This is a genomic window from Acinetobacter sp. YH12096 (genome assembly GCF_013419215.1).
GTDB lineage: Bacteria > Pseudomonadota > Gammaproteobacteria > Pseudomonadales > Moraxellaceae > Acinetobacter > Acinetobacter amyesii.
On sequence record NZ_VPAM01000001.1, the window covers coordinates 138,039 to 155,476 of the forward strand.

Here is a 17,438-nt window from a genome sequence, read left to right on the forward strand (position 1 = left end):
CATCTTGTCGTATGATCAAGTCATTCACAATGTGTTCAAAAAGCTGATGAAGCAATAACTAAGGAATAGGACGAGATATGAACATTGCGGCAAATCCAGTGGTCGAAGCAGACCAAACTGTTTATTTAAAAGATTATCAAAAACCATCATTTGTCGTAGATAGTATCGATCTAGATATTCAAGTCTTTGATGAGCATACCAATGTAAATGCAAAATTAGTGATGCAGCGTCAAACAGCAGGGGATTTGGTGTTATTGGGTCGTGATTTGGAACTCAAATCAATTCGCTTAAATGGTCAAGTCTTGCCGGCAGATGCCTATGTTGTAGATGCAGAACAACTGGTGATTTCAAATGCACCTGACCAAGCTGTCATTGAAACCGAAGTCGTGATTCATCCTGAAAGCAATACTCAGCTCGAAGGTTTATACCAAGCGGCAGGCGATCTATTCGTCACCCAAAACGAGCCTGAAGGCTTCCGTAAAATTACCTATTATCCTGACCGTCCTGATGTGCTATCGGTATTTACCACACGTGTCGAAGCGGATAAAAAATTCCCTGTATTACTTGCCAATGGTAATTTGATTGAAGCGGGTGAAACCGGTGAAGGTCGTCATTATACCGTTTGGCAAGATCCAACCAAAAAACCATCGTATCTATTTGCTTGTGTGATTGGTGATTTGGCAGTACTTAAAGACACTTATGTGACGTCTGAAGGTCGTAATGTTGCTTTAGAAATCTATGCAGAAGAAAAAGACATTCCAAAATGTCATATTGCCATGGAAGCTTTAAAACATTCGATGCGTTGGGACGAAGAACATTATGGTCGTCCTTATGATTTAGACAATTATATGATCGTGGCAACCAGTGCATTTAACATGGGTGCAATGGAAAACAAAGGTTTGAATATTTTCAACACCTCTTGTGTGCTTGCTGATGAAGAATACACCACAGATGCAGCGATCATGCGTGTTCAGTCTGTGATTGCACATGAATACTTCCATAACTGGACAGGTAACCGTATTACATGTCGTGATTGGTTCCAACTTTGTTTAAAAGAAGGTTTGACGGTATTCCGTGATCAGTCGTTCTCAGAAGATTTACAATCTGCTGCGGTACAACGGATCGATGACGTTGCTGTGTTAAAAGCTCATCAGTTCCCAGAAGATTCAGGCCCGCTTTCACATCCACCGCGTCCAGATCATTTTGTTGAAATTAATAACTTTTATACCGCAACTGTGTATGAAAAAGGTGCGGAAATTAACCGCATGATGGCGACACTCCTGGGCAAAGAAAAATTCCGTGCAGGTACTGACGAATATTTCAAACGCCACGATGGTCAAGCCGTGACTGTTGAAGATTGGGTGGCAGCACTGACAGCAGGTTCAGGTGTAGATTTATCGAGTTTCTTGATTTGGTATAACCAACCGGGCACACCAAAACTTGAAGCAAAAGGTGAGTACGATGCTGCAAATCGAACCTATACTTTAAGCTTGAAACAAAGCTTAAAAGCGCATCCGAAATATCCAAATTTAAAAGCTGTGCCTATTCCTGTGGCTTTGGCATTGTTTGATGCCACGAGTGGTGAACAGTTACTTCTCAGCTCAGATGCATTGGTTGAAAATGGCATCAAAGATGGCGTGTATTTATTTGATACCGATACTGCAACAATTACATTTAGCGGTGTAAAAAACCAGCCTGTTGTGTCTTTACTGCGTAACTTGTCTGCACCTGTTAATCTTGAATTTAACTATTCAGATGAAGAGCTTGCATTCCTTATGCAGTACGAGCCGAATGGTTTTAACCAATGGCAAGCAAGCCAAACCTTGTTAGAACGTATTTTGTTAAATGGCCATGATGCCGACATCTATGTTCAAGCCATTCAAAATACATTACCGGCATTGGTTGAGCGTGATCCATTACTTGCTTCACGTTTATTCGATGTACCGACAGAGGGTTATTTAGGTAGCCGTATTGATACCGACTACAGTCCTGCCAAAGTGCAGGAACAGCGTGAAGCACTTTTAAGTCGTGTGGCACGTGAGTTAGGTGCTTTCTTTAAAGAGACTTATGCAACTTTAGACCCAGATGCGCAGAAAGAGTTTTCACAAGCTATGGGCGTTCGTGCATTGAAAAACATCATGTTGAGCATGATGGCACGTCAAGGCGATGCATCTGTATTTGAATTGGCTTATGAACAATTCAGCTCAACAGGCAATATGTCTGAACGTCTTGGTGCTTTAAAAGTATTGGTTTGGAATGATGCACCACAAGCACAGCAAGCTTTAGAAACCTTTTATACACGCTTTAAAAATGAAGCTTTGTCGATGGACCAATGGTTTATGTTGCAAGCGGCACATCCGAAAGCAACTGCGGAAACCATTAAGGCACTGACTGCTCATCCTGATTATGACTTGAAAGTACCGAACCGTATTCGTGCGGTTACTGGTGGCTTGAATAGCAATCCTGTCAACACATGGAGCTTTGGTGTGCAGCATATTGTTGAATTAGCTAAATTCCTTGATGAGAAAAATCCAATTGTCGGTTCACGTTTACTGCAAATTTTGTCCCGTTGGTACACTTTGGCAGAGCCGCAGCGTAGTGAAGTCAAAGCCAAACTTGAAGCGCTTAAACCTGTTGTGAAATCGAAGAATGTGTCAGAAACCTTAAACAGTATGTTAAGTGTTTAATCGTTCAGCCACTCTGTACGATTGATTTGAGTTAAATCAGTCGTACTGAAATGAGCCTGTTGCCATGGCTATGGCAGCAGGCTTTTTTTGTATCCAGTCTTTTTATCCAATCTTTAGCTAGAATTGAAAATCAATCATGTTTAGATGGCTGAAACTCAAAAATTTTCTCTGAGAATTTATTTAAATTACATAATAATTGCAATATAAATCACATAATGGCGCTACAATAAAATAGGTCTAACATATGAATGACTGTATGCGGTAAGGCATCCAAGTTCATGAATGTTTAGATTTTTTATCTATTTCATTGTGCAAGATTTTGAGGCGGGTCATGTTAGTTAAGGTTGATGAAGGTTTTTATTTAAACTCACATCATATTATTGCAATTCGAATTAATAGAGATTTGCTTGATACCTTTGTTGTTTCGGTAGAATACACACCCAATAGTGTGCAAAACACAGGTGTATTTGAAAAGAAATTCAATGCGCGCCGCGATGCAGAACAATACCTACAGACTCTGAATCAAATCATTGGTAAATCGTAAAAGCTAAAGCGCATATCGTGGATTTTGTCTAGATTGAAATGGGCAAGATATGAATCAGACTCAGATTGACGTCTAGCTAAAGGGATGGAGCGCATCCCTTTTTTGTCTTATCTGAGCGAAGCTGATGTGAAGAATTGAAAATAAATCATTCTATCGATATGACTCGATTTGCACGTCGGATATTTTCCTGACATGCTGTAGCCATCCAAAATGAGTTAGAACTATATGCGAATCAGTATTGTGGGTGCAGGTCGTGTTGCACATCATTTGCTCAATGTGCTTCATCCACAACATCACATTGTGCAAGTTTATGCGCGAAATCTTGATAAGGCAGAAAAACTTGCAGCAAGAGTAGGTGCAGAAGCTATTCATATCCCAACTGAGTTGAATGCTGAGATTGATCTTTTGATCATTGCGGTGAGCGACCAATCGATTGCAACCGTTATTCAGCAAGTCAAAGCCTATCTGCCACAAGTTTTGATTGTGCATACGTCAGGTAGCACCAATATCACGGTACTGACCCAACAGCATTCGCGAGCAGGGGTGTTTTATCCTTTACAAACCTTTAGTTTAGATCGAGATGTGGACTGGATGTCGACACCGATCTTTGTAGAAGCGGCCGACTCTGCAGATTTGACGACACTTACAGATTTAGCAAACAGCATTAGCCAAAGGGTTTATCGATATGATTCGGCACAGCGCTTGAGTCTGCATCTTGCTGCGGTGTTTGCCTGTAATTTTAGTAATTATTGTTATGACATGGCAAAGCAGATTGTTGATGCAAAACAAGTCGAATTTAGCTTACTTTATCCTTTGATTTTAGAGACAGCCAATAAAGCTACTCAGGCTGAACCACGTAACATGCAAACAGGTCCTGCAATGCGTGGGGATCAAAATATCATGTTGATGCATGCCAATATGCTTGAGCAAGCTGATCAAGTCGATCTGAAAGCGGTCTATGAAATGCTGAGTCAGCAGATTCTTGGGCATCATCAGAAATAAATAATCCATATAGAACAATGAATATTTATTAGCTTAGAAATACATGTCAAACAGGATGTTACATGGCAAAAGATTTTAATAGTCCGCAAGTGGTCGAAAGTTATGATGCACATATACGAAAATTAATTCCCGGCTATGAACTTGTCCATCAACAGATTCAGGCGGTGTTGAATTGCCATGTCGCTGAAGATGCCCATGTACTGATCATTGGGTGTGGGACGGGCTATGAATTGGGTTATCTCATGGCCTTGAATCCAACATGGTCATTTACCGTTACAGAATTGTCTGAAAATATGCTGAATCAGACACGGCAAGGCGTTGAAGCCGCTGGACAGTTGCATCGCGTCAATTTTGTTTTGGGCAGTCATACTGCTTTTGAGCAGGCAAGTTGTTTTAATGTGGTGCTGAGTATCTTGGTGACGCATTTCATACCATTGTCCGAAAAAAATGAATTTTTAACTAAAGCTTTTGAATTACTTAAACCGCAGGGCATTTTTTTAAGTTTTGACTTGATGCAAACTCATTCGAATTTTGAGCAGCGTGTCCTACCTGAATTTTGCCAAATGCAAGGTTTATCTGCTGTACAAGCGACAAAAATGATGCAGCGTTTAGAGGATGATTTTGAACTGATTAGCCAGCAGCACTATCAAAATTTACTAACGGAAATAGGCTTTGATCAAATCCATTGTTTCAGCCAAATCTTTAGCTATGCAGCTTACAGTGCTTTTAAAACGTCTATGGATTAAAAGAATAAAGACCAAGTTTTGAGTGTATTAAATCCATCGATCATTGAATACCAAGGTACATTTGGCGTGTCTTTACCCGGCTCAATTGATATGTTCAAGCAGATCAGTCGCTATCGTAAGGAACGACGAGGCATGATTGCTTCAAATTTTGCAGAATGTGGCGGTTTTCTAAAGTCTTCGCCCGATTTGGCAATACCAAATTTGCAATTACACTTTGTCGTGGCGTTAGTAGATGACCATGCACGGAAATTTCATACAAGACATGGTTTATCTGTCATGTGTGTCTGCTCAATCCAAGAAGTCGCGGCACGATCAAACTAAGTGGTTCCAGTGTCAATGATCCATTATTGATTGATCCAAACTTTTTAGGGGATGAACAGGATTTAGAAGATTTGGTACAAGGCTTTAAGTTGACGCAGCAGTTAATGATGTCGCCGTCTTTATCGAGTCATTATCAGTAAGATTTATTTACCTCACTGGTCAAAACGGATGATATACGTGCAATCTTACGTCAGCGTGTGGATACGGTTTATCACCCTGTCGGTAGTTGTAAGATGGGCGTAGATGAGATGTCTGTGGTTGACCCTGAATTGAAAGTCTACGGGATTCAAAACCTTCGTGTCGTCGATGCATCTATCATGCCTTCTGTGGTAAATGGCAATACCAATGCACCGACAGTGATGATTGCTGAAAAAGCCGTGGATATGATTCGACAAAGTCAGCTCCAAGCGCAAGTAGCTTAGTGGTTATTCATTTTATATGATTTGATACAACACAGATAAATCTTAGATCAAAAACAGCAATAAAAAACCACCGCTAACGGTGGTTTTTTGCTTTATTCCAAAGTTAGTTTACTTTTTTGAAGATGAAGTCATTAATTTTATGGCCTGCTTCAATTCCGCGACGTTCAAACTTAGTTTGCGGACGCCAGTCTGGACGAGGGTAGCTATTGCCTTTACCTGCAAGGTTTTCAAGACGTGGACGTTCTTCAAGAACTTCGATCATCCATTCAGCATACGGTTCCCAGTCAGTCGCTGAGTGGAATGTGCCGCCGATTTCTAATTTTTCTTCAACCAATGGCATACGGTCATGAGATACAAAACGACGTTTGAAATGACGTTTCTTCTGCCATGGATCTGGGAAGTATAATTGCACAGTGTTAATACTGTTGTCTGGCATTTCACGTAGCACTTGGATGGCATCAGCATCCAATACTCGAAGGTTAGTTAACCCTGCAAGACCTGCTTCATACACACATTGAGCGATACCCGGAACATGTACTTCAATGCCGACAAAGTTACGTTCTGGGTTTGCTTTTGCCATCAGTACCAAAGAGCGACCCATACCAAAACCGATCTCAACAGTTAATGGGCGTTCAGGGTGTTCAAAATGCTGACGCAAATCACCAACGGGGTATTCCAAAATTAGATGACCATATTGTTCCAGCGCAGTACGTTGCGAAGTATTAAGTGGCGCAGAGCGGCGCATAAACGTCACGATTTCACGGTGTTCGTTTAGGTTATCCAGATCTACAGCGTGCTGGTCTAATTGATCGTTCGACATAACTTTGGCAAATGTAAAAAATTCGAATGCGGTATTTTAAGTCCTGAGATGCACAAGTCAAATTTTTTACCGTGAATATATCCTCTTTTTGCTCAATCTCACCGACGGAAGCCGTGCCGAGGATTTGCCATGTACAGTGAATTACTCAGCTCAAAAGCGATGAAATAACATTAAGCTAGGCGATTTTATCGCCAATATCTTCACGATCAGCACCATCAAGCTTAAACGGCAAAATGGCCTCAAGCACGGTACAACCCGGCTGTGACTGTATTTTAAATTCGCCACCGATACGATGGATTCGCGTTTGCATACTGTGTAGGCCGACATGTAGTCCTTGTTCAACTTCGTCAGGGTTAAAGCCGATACCGTTATCTTCAATACGTAAGATCAGTTGAGTCTCTGTTTCGCACAAACTGAATTGAACTTTGCTTGCCTGACTGTGCTTTAAAATATTGGTTAGGGTTTCTTCAGCGACACGAGTCAAATTGAGACATTGGGTCGCAGAGGGCGAGTGAATCCATTCGGTAGCAAATTTCCAGCTTGAGCTCATGTCTAATTCTTCAAAGAGCTGTACAAAGCGATGGCGAATCGGCGCCGCCCATTCGATCGGGGTGTCTGGGACTTTCGTCCCTATACTTGAACCCGAATCGATAACTTGTCTTAAATCATTTCGGAACAATTTAAGCATCGACATGATTTGTGGTTTTTCAATTTTATCATTTTGTTCTAACAGTAAAATTGAACGGACAATTGATCCGCCTAAACCATCATGTAAGTCATGAGATAAATGAATTCGTTCTTGAAGTCGTGCATTTTCAAGCGCGAGTTGATGTTGTTGACCGAGTGAAGTAGCGAGTTTCAGTTCAGCTCGTTGAACATTTTCAGTTAAGGTCTTATTAAAACGCTCAATTTGACGCGTGTGTCGAGCTAAACGTAGAGCCAGTACGCCGCCCAAGATGAGGGTTGTCACTGGCCCGGTATAGGGCGAGAGCGCATGACCTTCCATGGTCATCATAAAGTGAGCATCATGTACCGCAATCGGTAAATAAATCAGATACAGCGTTGCAAGCAAATAGGTTTCAGCCATTTTGGCTTTATAGGCTAAATAGGGGTAGCTAATACATTTGGCCACAAAGACCAAAACAAAGAAGCTAAAACAAATTTGGATGACGGTCTTTAAATAAGCCTCTGGCGCAAAACCTATACAGAGAGCGGCGATGGTGGCAAGACTTAATAATAGTTTCTGAATTTTTGGAAATGGGTGGTTTGCAAAATACCATGCACCAATACAGCCAAAAACCGTATAAAAGCAGAAAATGATATTTTGCATACGGTCGATCTGTACGGTGGTTAGAAATGCAATTGGCCCATTAAAAATAATACACAGGCTATAAAACACCCAACACATACCAGTGATGGTTAACCATAAGTAAGCTCTTTCATTACGATTGGCGAGCCATGCTAAAAAAAAGAACACAGCCACGACGAAATTAATCATCGTATTGAGTTCGACTAATTGTCGTTGTTCGAGTAACCAAATTTTAAAGGTGTCATAGACTTGCGGGTATTCCCCAATTTGAACTGAACTGAGTCCTGATTTTTGGGTCACCGAACCATACACTTGCACCCAAATGGTATTTACACCTTGCTTTAAACTTGAGCTAGGTAAGTTCAACAGTCTAGGTTGATGTTGGCTTCGCGAAAAATGTTCTGCTGAAATATAATCTTGCCAAAGTAGGGCATCGTTTATATAAACCCGTCCACTTTGGGTGATGCCTTGTATAGCGATAGCAATGGGTTGATTTAACTGATGGAGGTCACAGTTCAACTTAAATTGGATTTTGTACCAAGCGATACCATGATAATCCGGCCAACGTTTATTCCAAGTGTCTGGAAGCTTTTGCAGATTTTGCCAACCTGTACGTGGGCGCTCTTGCTCGACAGCGCTTTTAGCTGTGGCAATATGGGTAATTTCAACAGGACAATGACTGCTTGAGATCTGTGGGGTGGCATTGGCAAAACTGGGTATAGCGATACAACATAGCAGGCAAAATAGACTCGCTAAGACCAGCAGCCGATTTGCTTGAATGCAGTGTCGTGACCAAAACCAAACCATCAAAATTCCCCCAATTTTGTGTATCCACAATTTAAAAAAATATATAGAAAGTCACATCAAATCTTTGTTTTATTTTTAATAGTTATAATTTTATGAGATGAATTATACAGTTAAATCGAATGAATGGTGAATTTTTCTCTTTTTTATAGGCTTAGTATTATATGTAATGTCATTACACATCAGAGCTTCGATCTTTGAAACCCTTTGCTATATACATCCTGCATAGGGTTTCAATAGGTCACACTTTATTGAAAATTGATTTGATTCAAAGTGAATATTTCAAAAATCCATTAGTCACTGACACGGTCAAGTAAAGTGCTACTTGCTTCATTTAAGCCAAAAACCTCTACTTGAATCTGTCTTGACTCAAATTTTTGCACGACATTTTTTAAAATATTGACTGAGGTAATATCCCAAATATGGGCATGACTCAGATCAATTCGCACATGACTAACCCTCTCCTGAAAATCAAAAAATTGATAAAAACTCTCAGAGCTACTAAAGAAAATTTGTCCATAGACCGTGTAACTACGGACGTTGTCTTTAAGTTCTGATATGACTTTTACCGAACTTTCTAATTGATTGATAATAAACAACGCAGAGAGGAGCACACCAACCAATACGCCAAGCGCCAAGTTATGTGTTGCAAGCACCACGATCACCACAGTAATCATCACGACATTAAAAGACATTGGATGCTTTGAAAATTGCTTGACTGAATTCCATTGGAAAGTGGTAAACGACACCATGACCATAATCGCGACTAAGGCAGCCATTGGGACATAAGCCAGCCAGTCTTTTAAGAACACCACCAAACACAACAAAAATATACCTGCAACCAAAGTGGAGAGGCGAGTTCGCGCACCTGAGCTGACATTAATAATCGACTGACCAATCATGGCGCAACCTGCCATGCCGCCCATAAAGCCACTGACAATATTAGCAATCCCTTGACCACAACATTCCTGATGACGATCACCTTCAGTTCCAGTGACTTCATTGATCACTGTCGTGGTCATCATGGTTTCTAATAGGCCAACTGTTGCTAGGGTAATGGAATAGGGAAAAATAATCGTGAGGGTTTCAAGATTGAAAGGAATTTCAGGAATCAAGAAAATAGGTAAAGTCTCTGGAAACTTACCCAAATCACTCACAGTACGCAGGTCAGCACCTAAAAATAATGCCAAGCCACTGAGGACAATAATGCAAATCAGCGGTGATGGAATGGCTTTGCCAATTTTAGGTAGATATGGAAAAAGATAAATAATCGCAAGCCCTAAAAGCATAAAGACATAGCCCCAACTATCCATCTTTGACATTTCAGGTAGCTGTGCGACAAAAATCAAAATCGCGAGTGCATTTAAAAAACCATACACCACTGACTGCGAGACGAAGCGCATAAGTTTTGCGACTTTAAAATAGCCAGCAATGATCTGAATCACACCAGTCAAAACCGTGGCAGCCAAAAGGTATTGCAAACCATGATCTTTGACCAAAGTGATCATAAGTAAGGCCATCGCACCCGTAGCAGCTGAAATCATTGCTGTACGACCACCAAAAAAGGCAATGGTGACGGCGATACAAAACGAAGCGTACAAACCAACCTGAGGGTCAACCCCAGCAATGGCTGAAAAGGCGATCGATTCTGGAATTAGCGCCAGTCCAACTACTAAGCCAGCGAGCACATCGGTACGAATATTGGAAAACCATTGTTCTTTTTTAAGTTGTAACACGGTAACTTTTCATCAAATCTTAAACGCGGCTATGTTAAAACAACTGAGTATAAAAATGCATAACAGATTGACTTGAAATCTTCTTGATAATGGACAATAGTCAATGAGTATATATGTTTCAGCATTTACGCTTTTTTGCAATTTACAGGTTTGATCACTTGAAAGTTTGACAGAAGAGATTTAAAACATTGAATAGTACATAACAAGGATCAGATATGAAGCTTTATTATTCTCCAGGTGCATGTTCATTAGCATCACATATAATTTTAAATGAAATTAATGTCGATTTTGATTTGGTCCGTGTTGACCTAAAAAACCATAAAACAGAAAAAGGGGTGGATTATTACGAGATCAACCCAAAAGGTTATGTACCTGCATTAGAAATTAACCCAGGTTTGATCCTGACCGAGAACGTGGCCATTTTACCGTTCCTTGCACAGCATGATCCAAAACAAGATTTAATTCCGCCATCAGGTTTAGGTCGTGCCAAAGTTTTAGAATGGCTTGGCTATTTGAACTCAGAATTACATGATGCTTATGCCGTATTCTTTGGTGCTCCACTAGATGCAGACGCTAAAGAAAAAGCTTATGCAGAAATTGATCGTTTATTGACATATATCGATAAAGCAATTGGTGAATCGGATAACGACTATTTGGTCGATGATAACTTTGGCCCTGCAGATGCCTATCTCTTTGTACTGACAAATTGGTCAAATGGCATCGGTCATGATTTAACGCCATATAAAAATATCATTGCATTGCGTAACAAAGTTGCAGAGCGTCAATCAGTTCAAATTGCGATGCGTGATGAAGGATTGATTCCTTAAGTTGTGTATTCAAATTGAATTAAAAAAGACCGCCGAAATTGGCGGTTTTTTTATTGCTAGATTTTTATTGCTCAGGTTTAGCTTAATACTCGAACTGTGTATAGAAATCATCAAAGTTAATATTTTTAAGCGTCAGTTGCTTCGGTGCTTTGAAGGTTGACCATTTGGTCTGAGTTTTGGCATCTTCAAACATATTACCGCCTACAATTTCCTTACGTTTTAAGGTCGAAAAATTATAGCTTTTCGATGTTTCTTCACCAGAAGCTCGGTGAAAGCTATTGTAGTCAAAACCAATCAGATCAAAGTGTTGATTTTGCCAACGGAAGGTATAACTATGTCGGGGCCATTCCCAGCCACCACAAGCCATAAAATAACTAAAATGAACGAGTAAATTGCCTTTACTGATTTGGATGTCTTCTGCTTCAGCAAGTGGGTCAAGTAAGCATGAATTGGGTTGCTGAGCGACAGGGATGCTATTGTTTTCAACGATACGTTGATATCCCTTTGCGGTTTTAAAAAACACGATGAGTTTTCGTGGATGGTTATGAACGACTTTGCCATCGTCATCATAGGTCGCCACATCGACTTTTTGTTTTTCCACGATCATCGCAATATCTGGCTTTTGATCTTTGTTTAGGTCGCCAGTCGTAGCCATCAAAATGTTCCAACCTTGCGGTGCAAGTGATTTGGCTGTGCTGGGCACTTGGGCTGACAGCCAACTAGATGCGGCACAAAGACTCAAAGTACAAAATATATGGGATATTTTCATTATTATCAGGTTTGCAAAATCAAAAAAAGGACTCAATAGAGTCCTCTTTTATACCGTGAATGAGTTCTTATTTAAAGAAGTATCCGGTTTCAGGTGAACTGGCATTTGCCATGCGTTTACGAGGCATACGTCCTGCTAGGAAAGCTTCACGACCAGCTTCAACTGCTTTTTTCATCGCTGAAGCCATCATAACAGGGTGTTGTGCAGCTGCAATTGCTGTATTCATTAATACGCCATCACAGCCCAATTCCATCGCTATCGCTGCATCACTTGCTGTACCGACACCAGCATCGACCAAAACAGGTACTTTGGCATTGTCTTTAATGATCGAAATGGTGTGTGGGTTGAGAATACCTAAACCTGAGCCAATAAGACTACCTAAAGGCATAATCGCTACACAGCCCATGCTTTCCAGTTCTTGTGCCACAATTGGGTCATCTGAGGTATAAACCATGATTTCAAAGCCATCGTCAACCAATGTACGTGCAGCTTTTAAAGTCTCAGTAATATTTGGATATAGGGTTTTCTCATCGCCTAAAACCTCAAGTTTAACCAAATTGTGACCATCTAAGAGTTCACGGGCCAACATACAAGTACGAACCGCGCTGTTCGCATCGAAACAACCGGCTGTATTTGGCAAAATCGTATATTTCTCAGGTGGAACTACAGAAAGCAAGTTTGGCTGGTCTGGATGTTGACCAATATTCACACGGCGAATGGCAACGGTCACAATTTCAGCACCACTGGCTTGAATGGCCTGGTCAGTTTCCGTTAAGTCCTTGTACTTACCTGTACCAACTAAAAGTCGTGAATTAAATGTACGTGAACCAATGATTAGGGGTGTATCTTCCATGGGAGCTCCATTTTAGCCGCCACCTACGGCATGAATAATTTCAATATGATCTTGCTCTGCAATTGGGGTTTGTTCCAATTTACTTTTCGAGATGATCATTTCATTTTTTTCAACAGCGAAGCGTTTGCCTTCCAGTTGTAATTGTTGAACCAATTGCAAGAGGTTGACACATTCGGTTTGTGTAGCTTCGCCATTTAAATAGATTTGCATTTGTGGATTCCGATCTTGCTGCCTTACCTATTGAGTAAGGTCAATTCTGCTGCTGATTATTTTGCGTATTTCAACGCATTCCATGCCAATATGAGCCATCCAGCAATCATCAGCGCTCCACCAATCGGGGTAATTGCACCGAGACCACGTGGTAAGCCTAGAGCCATCACATATAAAGAACCACAGAAGAAGAAAATACCAACTTGTATAAGGAGGAAACTAGCTTTAATTGGAAGTTGGGGAATGACTTTGGATAAGCTCGCGAGGGCAAGTAAGCCTAGTGCATGATAAAAGAAATAGTCCGTTGCAGTTTGCCACCAAGCCAATTGGGCTTCAGTCGCGCGCGCTTTTAATCCGTGTGCACCAAAGGCACCAAGCATTACAGCAAAAGCTAAGTTAAGTGCGGAAATGGCAATCCACATGTGCATTCACCTTAACAAAATTTGCGCATAACCATAGCATATTTAGCACGCAGGATTAAAGCAAAAATGACTAAAGTTTTTGTGTTACAGCCTGTCATTCAATAATATACAAAAACAAAAAAAAGAGCATCGAAATGCTCTTTTTAAGAATGACTGGAAAAGCCTTCAACTTAGTTTGAGGACATTGCGACTTTGATTTTCTCCATCGCATTTTTTTCTAACTGACGAATACGTTCAGCAGATACATTATATTCTGCCGCCAATTCATGCAGCGTCGACTTTTCGTCATCTAACCAGCGACGTTGTAAGATGTTACGTGAACGGTCATCCAACTGATCCATGGCTTCATGTAAAGCTGAAGTGCTTTGTTCTTCGTAATCTTCATCTTCCGCTAAACGCGCAGGGTCGTAACGGTTATCTTCGAGATAAAGGGCAGGAGCGACATGAGTCGAACCTTCATCGTCGTCATCACCTTGAGCTTCAAATGCAGCATCATAAGCGGTTAAACGGCCTTCCATTTCTAAGACTTGTTCGGGTGTCACATTTAAGTCATTGGCAATCGACTGTGCTTCAGCCAAAGTTAATTTTTTAGATGACTTTTTTAAGCTACGTAAATTAAAGAATAATTTACGCTGCGCTTTAGTGGTCGCAATTTTGACAATACGCCAGTTACGAATCACATATTCATGAATTTCTGCTTTAATCCAATGCACAGCAAAAGATACGAGACGTACGCCCATATTTGGGTCAAAACGTTTTACCGCTTTCATTAAGCCCAAGTTACCTTCTTGAATCAGGTCACCTTGTGGCAAGCCGTAGCCTGCATAGCTACGTGCGATATGCACAACAAAACGAAGATGCGACATCACCAGCATTTTAGCTGCGTCTAAATCTTGGTCATAATAATAACGCTCGGCCAGCTCTTTTTCTTGTTCGGCCGATAAAATTGGAATCTGATTAACAGTACTAATATAAGCACCAAGATTCACCCCAGGTGCCGATAATGACAGGGGCATCAATTGATTGCTGCTGTCACTCATGTTTTCTCCTTGAGAACTAAAAATGGGTAAGCCCAATAACTAAGATTCATCTTAATCCAATATTTCCGTAAATTATGGAAAATTGGGTATAGAAATGTAAACTTTTATTCAATTATGAAGCAATTTAGTTTAACTGAATCTTTTTAAGATTCAATTAAGTAATGAAACTCAGAATCTGAAATTTTGCGCATTTCACAGTTTAACTGATGTATTTGACAGTATCGTGATACATCTTGTTGGCTGTGCGGATCGGATGACTTTAACAATAAAGATTGGTCTGGACTTTTCTTTAAAGCTTTTTTCAGCATCAATAGCGGCATCGGGCAGGGTTTACCCATGGCATCTACAGTTAAAAGCGAATTTTGGCTGTCACTCACGAAGCAGATCCAACATGTTTACATTTCAATGGAAATATTAGCAAATACAGTGCCAAATCCCAACCTAAAATAGGCAAAAATCCTTTGTGATTTATAACTCAAACGATGTGAAAAAATAAGAATATTCAAAAGGAAAATAGATCAAAAAAATCTATTATTTGCAGTAAACCCGTGTTAAGCTCGTTGCGTTGTTAAGATTTTTGTTGGCTGTGAAGCCTCTTAACTCTTGATATATTTGGATGTAACCGGGATTTTGTTGATAGTTTTACAGAATGATTACAAGCTTAGAAATAAAAATATTTTTTAACCTTGTTTGGTCTGCTGTTTGCAACACCGGGTGGTCCTTCTTTTTTAAATACGATAAGGATTAACTTATGACAGCTCGTGAACAAGGCGTTGTTAAATGGTTCAACGACACTAAAGGCTTTGGCTTTATTCAACGTAACGGCGGCGACGACGTATTCGTTCATTTCCGCGCAATTATGGGCGAAGGCCACCGTTCACTTCGTGACGGCCAACGCGTAGAATTCAGCGTTGTTAAAGGTCAAAAAGGCTTCCAAGCTGAAGAAGTACAACCTTTAGACTAATCGTCTAAATGTACTCAGAAACGCTCCAATGTAAATTGGGGCGTTTTTTGTTTATAATGCTTCGATAATTTTGTGATTATTCATTTAGGGCACATCTATATGTCATCAGGTTTTGAAACCTTAAATTTACATCCGAACCTTAAAAAAGCCATTGATGCTTTGGGTTTTAAGGATATGACGCCTATTCAGCAAAAGGTTTTAAAATTTACATTGGCTGGACATGACGCTATTGGTCGTGCTCAAACTGGTACAGGGAAGACAGCTGCTTTCTTGGTCAGTGTGATTAATGATCTGTTGAATAATCCAATTAAAGAACAACGCTTCCGCGGTGAACCGCGTGCATTGATTCTTGCACCAACCCGTGAGCTTGCATTGCAAATTGAAAGTGATGCCAAAGAATTAGTGAAATATACTGATCTTAATGTCATGACTTTATTGGGTGGAGTAGATTTCGATAAACAAAAAAATCTATTAAACCGTAATTTTGTCGACATTATGGTTGCAACTCCAGGTCGCTTAATTGACTTTGTGGAACAAAAAGAAGTTTGGCTCGATCAAATTGAATTCTTAGTGATTGATGAAGCTGACCGTCTTTTAGATATGGGCTTTATTCCTTCAGTTAAACGTATCGTACGTTTCTCACCACGTAAAGAACAACGACAAACTTTGATGTTCTCTGCAACATTTAGTTATGACGTTTTAAATTTGGCACAGCAATGGTTGTTTGAACCAGTAACTGTTGAAATTGAACCTGAGAAAAAAACCAATGCAGACGTTGAGCAACGTGTCTACATGGTGGCGAAGTCTGATAAATATAAATTATTGGAAGACATCTTACGAGATGAACCAATTGAAAAGGTCATGATCTTTGCCAACCGTCGTGATCAAGTGCGTAAACTTTATGATCATCTCAAAAAAGACGGTTATAAAGTGGTGATGTTGTCAGGTGAAATCGCTCAAGATAAACGTTTGAAAATGCTTGATCAGTTCAAAAATGGTCAACATAACATCATGATTGCAACAGACGTTGCGGGTCGTGGTATCCATGTTGATGGCGTTTCGCATGTGGTGAACTTTACACTTCCTGAACAGTCGGATGATTATGTACACCGTATCGGTCGTACAGGTCGTGCGGGTACTCGTGGTGTGAGTATCAGTTTCTTGTCTGAAGATGATGCTTTTTCATTACCTGAAATTGAAAAAGCCATTGGTCAAAAATTACCTTTAACCCGTTTAGACGGTTATTGCTAATTTTTGCTTCTAAAAAAGCCTGCAGATTTGCAGGCTTTTTTTATTTCATCTCGACTATTTCATAACAATTATTTCATGACGATAATTTCATTTTGCGTTAATGACAAAACGAAATCACAAACTAACGGTTTAGTTTGCACGGCAACTAAAGGTTAGTACAGTTTGGTAATCATCATCTTTGCTGATGCTGCCGCTATTTCCTGTAATGGTGCCAAGTACGCCAGCCGCCGCTTGAATCATTTGACCTGTCTTTTCATCGACCACGCCTTTTAAAACACCGTTGTATTCTTGCTTTTCATCTACGACGACAGGGGTCGCATTTTTACCACAGGTACTATTTGCTGCTGCGATCGCATTATTTTTTGCCGCTAAACTGGTTTTACCTACGGCAGTGACTTCATATTGATTATTTGGTTTTTGAATTGCTAATGATTTTGTTGGTGTAGATGTACATGCAGCTAAAAGCACAGTTGCGCTTAGCGTGCTAACCATGGCAACAGTTTTGTTGAATTTTTTCATGCGGTGCCCCGAGTTAGAAACAATTTGATTTATTTGAACATAAAATTTCTTATAGAACAGGGAGCTGCTGTACAAGTTATGCGGTTTTTTATAGTAAATCTGTGAATAAAGCTGACTTAACAAATAAGCACCGAGTCTGATGCAAACATTCTAGAGTAAGTTATTGAGAATATGCTAATCTTGAGCAAACGT

The 17,438-nt window shown here is 40.2% G+C and carries 17 protein-coding genes and 1 pseudogene; 8 read left to right on the forward strand and 10 right to left on the reverse strand.

Annotation, left to right across the window (positions count from 1 at the left end):
- Positions 1–77: 77 nt before the first annotated feature.
- The 5 genes and pseudogenes from pepN to FTU36_RS00660 all read left to right on the forward strand — a co-directional run.
- Positions 78–2,687 (forward strand): aminopeptidase N, encoded by a 2,610-nt coding sequence (pepN, locus tag FTU36_RS00640; protein WP_180116615.1) that lies wholly within the window; start codon positions 78–80, stop codon positions 2,685–2,687.
- Between the two features lie 331 nt (positions 2,688–3,018).
- Complete coding sequence (locus FTU36_RS00645; protein WP_078193638.1) at positions 3,019–3,231, forward strand: hypothetical protein; 213 nt, start codon at positions 3,019–3,021, stop codon at positions 3,229–3,231.
- A 225-nt stretch (positions 3,232–3,456) separates the two neighbouring features.
- Positions 3,457–4,233 carry a Rossmann-like and DUF2520 domain-containing protein gene (locus FTU36_RS00650; RefSeq protein ID WP_180116616.1) on the forward strand — a complete coding sequence of 259 codons (777 nt, stop codon included), beginning with the start codon at positions 3,457–3,459 and terminating at the stop codon, positions 4,231–4,233.
- A 62-nt stretch (positions 4,234–4,295) separates the two neighbouring features.
- Positions 4,296–4,979, forward strand: coding sequence for a class I SAM-dependent methyltransferase (locus FTU36_RS00655; protein WP_180116617.1), 684 nt, complete (start codon positions 4,296–4,298; stop codon positions 4,977–4,979).
- A 45-nt stretch (positions 4,980–5,024) separates the two neighbouring features.
- Positions 5,025–5,722: pseudogene (locus tag FTU36_RS00660) on the forward strand (GMC family oxidoreductase); the annotation flags it as partial.
- A gap of 103 nt (positions 5,723–5,825) precedes the next feature.
- On the opposite strand, the gene trmB reads toward FTU36_RS00660, so the two are convergent.
- The 3 genes from trmB to FTU36_RS00675 form a co-directional block, all read right to left on the reverse strand.
- Positions 5,826–6,542 (reverse strand): tRNA (guanosine(46)-N7)-methyltransferase TrmB, encoded by a 717-nt coding sequence (gene trmB, locus FTU36_RS00665; protein WP_078188891.1) that lies wholly within the window; start codon positions 6,540–6,542, stop codon positions 5,826–5,828.
- Between the two features lie 175 nt (positions 6,543–6,717).
- Entirely contained in the window at positions 6,718–8,658 is a 1,941-nt protein-coding gene (locus FTU36_RS00670) for an ATP-binding protein (protein WP_180116618.1), read from the reverse strand.
- Between the two features lie 290 nt (positions 8,659–8,948).
- Positions 8,949–10,391, reverse strand: coding sequence for a SulP family inorganic anion transporter (locus tag FTU36_RS00675; protein WP_180003024.1), 1,443 nt, complete (start codon positions 10,389–10,391; stop codon positions 8,949–8,951).
- A 215-nt stretch (positions 10,392–10,606) separates the two neighbouring features.
- Between FTU36_RS00675 and FTU36_RS00680 the strand changes: the two genes are divergently transcribed.
- Entirely contained in the window at positions 10,607–11,218 is a 612-nt protein-coding gene (locus tag FTU36_RS00680; protein WP_078188886.1) for a glutathione binding-like protein, read from the forward strand.
- Between the two features lie 82 nt (positions 11,219–11,300).
- Here the strand turns inward: FTU36_RS00680 and FTU36_RS00685 are convergent, their stop codons facing one another.
- The 6 genes from FTU36_RS00685 to FTU36_RS00710 all read right to left on the reverse strand — a co-directional run bounded on the left by FTU36_RS00685 (position 11,301) and on the right by FTU36_RS00710 (position 14,850).
- On the reverse strand, positions 11,301–11,873 hold the full coding sequence (locus FTU36_RS00685; RefSeq protein WP_180026856.1) for a hypothetical protein: 573 nt from the start codon (positions 11,871–11,873) through the stop codon (positions 11,301–11,303).
- 181 nt (positions 11,874–12,054) lie between these two features.
- Positions 12,055–12,840, reverse strand: a complete 786-nt coding sequence (locus tag FTU36_RS00690) for a thiazole synthase (protein WP_180116619.1) — start codon at positions 12,838–12,840, stop codon at positions 12,055–12,057.
- 12 nt (positions 12,841–12,852) lie between these two features.
- Positions 12,853–13,050: a sulfur carrier protein ThiS gene (thiS, locus tag FTU36_RS00695; protein WP_111885686.1), complete on the reverse strand. Its 198-nt coding sequence runs from the start codon at positions 13,048–13,050 to the stop codon at positions 12,853–12,855.
- Positions 13,051–13,106: 56 nt separating this feature from the next.
- Positions 13,107–13,472: a DUF423 domain-containing protein gene (locus FTU36_RS00700; protein WP_180116620.1), complete on the reverse strand. Its 366-nt coding sequence runs from the start codon at positions 13,470–13,472 to the stop codon at positions 13,107–13,109.
- Positions 13,473–13,642: 170 nt separating this feature from the next.
- Complete coding sequence (rpoH, locus tag FTU36_RS00705; protein ID WP_078188879.1) at positions 13,643–14,512, reverse strand: RNA polymerase sigma factor RpoH; 870 nt, start codon at positions 14,510–14,512, stop codon at positions 13,643–13,645.
- Between the two features lie 143 nt (positions 14,513–14,655).
- Positions 14,656–14,850, reverse strand: a complete 195-nt coding sequence (locus FTU36_RS00710; RefSeq protein ID WP_078189214.1) for a sulfurtransferase TusA family protein — start codon at positions 14,848–14,850, stop codon at positions 14,656–14,658.
- 413 nt (positions 14,851–15,263) lie between these two features.
- Here FTU36_RS00710 and FTU36_RS00715 point away from each other — a divergent pair, with 413 nt between their 5' ends.
- Both FTU36_RS00715 and rhlB read left to right on the forward strand, forming a co-directional pair.
- On the forward strand, positions 15,264–15,476 hold the full coding sequence (locus FTU36_RS00715; RefSeq protein ID WP_005014923.1) for a cold-shock protein: 213 nt from the start codon (positions 15,264–15,266) through the stop codon (positions 15,474–15,476).
- A 99-nt stretch (positions 15,477–15,575) separates the two neighbouring features.
- On the forward strand, positions 15,576–16,727 hold the full coding sequence (rhlB, locus tag FTU36_RS00720) for an ATP-dependent RNA helicase RhlB (protein ID WP_078188878.1): 1,152 nt from the start codon (positions 15,576–15,578) through the stop codon (positions 16,725–16,727).
- Between the two features lie 129 nt (positions 16,728–16,856).
- Here rhlB and FTU36_RS00725 read toward each other — a convergent pair whose 3' ends face one another.
- The gene (locus tag FTU36_RS00725; RefSeq protein ID WP_180063112.1) at positions 16,857–17,246 is read right to left on the reverse strand and encodes a hypothetical protein; all 390 of its coding nucleotides are present in this window, start codon (positions 17,244–17,246) and stop codon (positions 16,857–16,859) included.
- Positions 17,247–17,438 lie beyond the last annotated feature (192 nt).

What these genes read in the sequence shown, in the direction of transcription:
- pepN (WP_180116615.1), top strand. Translation starts at nt 78, where the DNA reads ATGAACATTGCGGCAAATCCAGTGGTCGAAGCAGACCAAACTGTTTAT.
- FTU36_RS00645 (WP_078193638.1), top strand. Translation starts at nt 3,019, where the DNA reads ATGTTAGTTAAGGTTGATGAAGGTTTTTATTTAAACTCACATCATATT.
- FTU36_RS00650 (WP_180116616.1), top strand. Translation starts at nt 3,457, where the DNA reads ATGCGAATCAGTATTGTGGGTGCAGGTCGTGTTGCACATCATTTGCTC.
- FTU36_RS00655 (WP_180116617.1), top strand. Translation starts at nt 4,296, where the DNA reads ATGGCAAAAGATTTTAATAGTCCGCAAGTGGTCGAAAGTTATGATGCA.
- trmB (WP_078188891.1), bottom strand. Translation starts at nt 6,542, where the DNA reads ATGTCGAACGATCAATTAGACCAGCACGCTGTAGATCTGGATAACCTA.
- FTU36_RS00670 (WP_180116618.1), bottom strand. Translation starts at nt 8,658, where the DNA reads ATGGTTTGGTTTTGGTCACGACACTGCATTCAAGCAAATCGGCTGCTG.
- FTU36_RS00680 (WP_078188886.1), top strand. Translation starts at nt 10,607, where the DNA reads ATGAAGCTTTATTATTCTCCAGGTGCATGTTCATTAGCATCACATATA.
- FTU36_RS00685 (WP_180026856.1), bottom strand. Translation starts at nt 11,873, where the DNA reads ATGGCTACGACTGGCGACCTAAACAAAGATCAAAAGCCAGATATTGCG.
- FTU36_RS00690 (WP_180116619.1), bottom strand. Translation starts at nt 12,840, where the DNA reads ATGGAAGATACACCCCTAATCATTGGTTCACGTACATTTAATTCACGA.
- thiS (WP_111885686.1), bottom strand. Translation starts at nt 13,050, where the DNA reads ATGCAAATCTATTTAAATGGCGAAGCTACACAAACCGAATGTGTCAAC.
- FTU36_RS00700 (WP_180116620.1), bottom strand. Translation starts at nt 13,472, where the DNA reads ATGTGGATTGCCATTTCCGCACTTAACTTAGCTTTTGCTGTAATGCTT.
- rpoH (WP_078188879.1), bottom strand. Translation starts at nt 14,512, where the DNA reads ATGAGTGACAGCAGCAATCAATTGATGCCCCTGTCATTATCGGCACCT.
- FTU36_RS00710 (WP_078189214.1), bottom strand. Translation starts at nt 14,850, where the DNA reads ATGGGTAAACCCTGCCCGATGCCGCTATTGATGCTGAAAAAAGCTTTA.
- FTU36_RS00715 (WP_005014923.1), top strand. Translation starts at nt 15,264, where the DNA reads ATGACAGCTCGTGAACAAGGCGTTGTTAAATGGTTCAACGACACTAAA.
- rhlB (WP_078188878.1), top strand. Translation starts at nt 15,576, where the DNA reads ATGTCATCAGGTTTTGAAACCTTAAATTTACATCCGAACCTTAAAAAA.
- FTU36_RS00725 (WP_180063112.1), bottom strand. Translation starts at nt 17,246, where the DNA reads ATGAAAAAATTCAACAAAACTGTTGCCATGGTTAGCACGCTAAGCGCA.